The organism is Peptostreptococcus anaerobius 653-L, from assembly GCF_000178095.1.
GTDB classification, from domain to species: Bacteria; Bacillota; Clostridia; order Peptostreptococcales; family Peptostreptococcaceae; genus Peptostreptococcus; species Peptostreptococcus anaerobius.
This window is the reverse complement of sequence record NZ_ADJN01000034.1, coordinates 1-2342: the sequence shown is the minus strand read 5'-3', so window position 1 is coordinate 2342 and position 2342 is coordinate 1. Positions and strand designations below refer to the sequence as shown.

The following is a 2342-nucleotide window of genomic DNA, read 5'->3' as shown; positions in this document are numbered from 1 at the left end:
GCAAAAAAAACGACCTAGATTTCTCTAGATCGTCTTTTTTGTTTTTAGACTTTTGCCATCGGCAATCATACACTATATTATAACATTTTATGGATAGTTTTAAAAGTCTATTTTTAACTATTTTTTTCCTGTTGATCCAACTCCACCCAATCTCTCTTCTGACTTGGGCTTGTCATCGTCTGCAACTAGGTATTTTACAAAGATTCCCTGTATTACCCTTTCACCTGCCTTGATAAGCACTTCATCATCTGTCAGGTTCCTAAGCATAAATCCAATATTTCCATCATTGTCTGGGTTTGAATAGTAATCAGAGTCTATAATACCAGTAGTATTGGCTAGTACTAGGCCTCTCTTCATACCAATTGAGCTTCTCACATAAGTAGTAAGTACCTCATCATCCCCCATATATGCCTTTATATCTGTAAATATAGTCTTTGATGAACCTCTAGGTCCTATTACTATATCCACTGGTGTACAGATATCATAGCCAGCTGATCTTGATGTACCCCTTTGAGGAAGGACTATATCAATATCTGGATGTTTTCTATGCCTATCTTCTACTAATTCAAAGCCTCTAGTCATACCTATTATGCTCCTTTGATTGAAGCAGCCATTTCCTTAGCTAGCTGTCTTAGGGCTTCTATATCATCCTCTTTCATAGTTCCCTTAGTTTCAACTATAGTTGGCATAACTTCGAAATTTCCACCTTCTGATGCAAATTGTGTCAATTCCTTTACAGCTCCGCCGCTCCATCCATAAGACCCGAATATACCTAGTGAATGGTTTGTAAGCTTGTTCATCTTTAATGTATACATCAACTGGTTCATATTTGGATATACTGAGTTGTTGTATGTACAGCTTCCTAGTATGAATCCTTTGTATTTCCATATATCACTTAGAATGTATGATGCATGAGTCTTAGATACATCATGTACCTTTACATTTTTAATTCCTTCTTCTGCCAAGAATCTTGCTAACTGGTCTGCCATCTGCTCTGTATTTCCATACATTGAACCATAAGCTATAACTACACCTTCTTCGTTTTCCTGGTTAGCCAACTTGATATAGTAGTCTACTATCTTGTCTGGATTTGCTCTCCAAACCAATCCATGAACTGGACATATTATATCTATTTCTAGTGACTTTACTTTCTGTAGAGCTCTTGCAGCCTGCTTTGAATACTTTCCTACTATGTTAGAATAATATCTTCTGATTTCACTTTCAAAGAATTCAAAATTCATTTCATCATCGAAAATAGTTCCGTTTAGGGCTCCGAATCCACCAAATATATCCTGTGAGAATAGGATTTTGTCAGTTGATTCATAACTAACCATTGACTCTGGCCAGTGAACCATTGGAGTATTTACAAATGTCAACTTTCTCTTTCCTAGGTCAAGTACATCTCCATCTTTAACCTCTAGGAAGTTTTCTGGATCTATTTCTAGGTAGTCCTTTATCATTGCTCTAGCCTTCTTGTTGGCTACAAAAGTAAGATTTGGATAAAGGTCTAGAACTGTCTTGTAACAGCCTGAATGGTCTGGCTCCATATGGTGAACTACTAAATAATCTAGGTCTCTACCGTTTAGATTCCTCTTTAGGCTCTCTATAAAACCATCTACCTTTGTTATTTTTACAGTATCTAATAGAGCTGTCTTTTCGTCAGTTATTAGATATGAATTGTAAGCAACCCCCTCTGGAAGCGGCCACATATTTTCAAATAAATGTGTCTCTCTATCGTTTACACCCATATAGTATAAATCTTTTAGTATTTCTACGGAAACTGTATTCATTAAAATTCTCCCTTCATATTACAATAAATAAACTTTTACATTTCATTTCTACCATCATTTTGCTATCTATAAGCATACTTCTCTAATTTTTTTACACAATTAAGTTAATTATACATTAAACCAAGCTATTTGTACATAAGTAGTTCACTTATAATTAAATAATTGTATACCAACGACTGTACACTCGTTGTATTTTTTAGTGTAATTCAAATAAAGCCATATAATGGCAGGGAAGAAACTTTAAAACCCCCACCAAACCCCCACGGTGGACAAATTAAATAGACTCAAAAATAAGTGGGGGCATTAATCCCCCACTTTCTTATGCTATGCCTATACAGTACCTACAAGTTGAGTAGAGAAAGTCGAAAACGACATAAAAGAAGTGAGTTACTTCAAATAATATCTAATATTTCAGGTGTGGTTAGCACAATAATAGCTTTGATATCATTCCTTGAGAAGTAACTCACGGTGATGAGAGAGGGCGAAAGCCCTCTGGCTCACCACTATTATAACATACTCGGCATGAAAATAACATGAGAAGAATATTATTGA

Annotated in this window: 2 protein-coding genes; both read right to left on the bottom strand. The window is 35.4% G+C overall.

Annotation, left to right across the window (positions count from 1 at the left end; all coding sequences use genetic code 11):
• Positions 1–117: 117 nt before the first annotated feature.
• The gene (locus HMPREF0631_RS03740) at positions 118–582 is read right to left on the bottom strand and encodes a dCTP deaminase/dUTPase family protein (RefSeq protein WP_002843536.1); all 465 of its coding nucleotides are present in this window, start codon (positions 580–582) and stop codon (positions 118–120) included.
• A gap of 5 nt (positions 583–587) precedes the next feature.
• Positions 588–1790, bottom strand: a complete 1203-nt coding sequence (locus tag HMPREF0631_RS03735; RefSeq protein WP_002843538.1) for an FprA family A-type flavoprotein — start codon at positions 1788–1790, stop codon at positions 588–590.
• Positions 1791–2342: the final 552 nt, after the last annotated feature.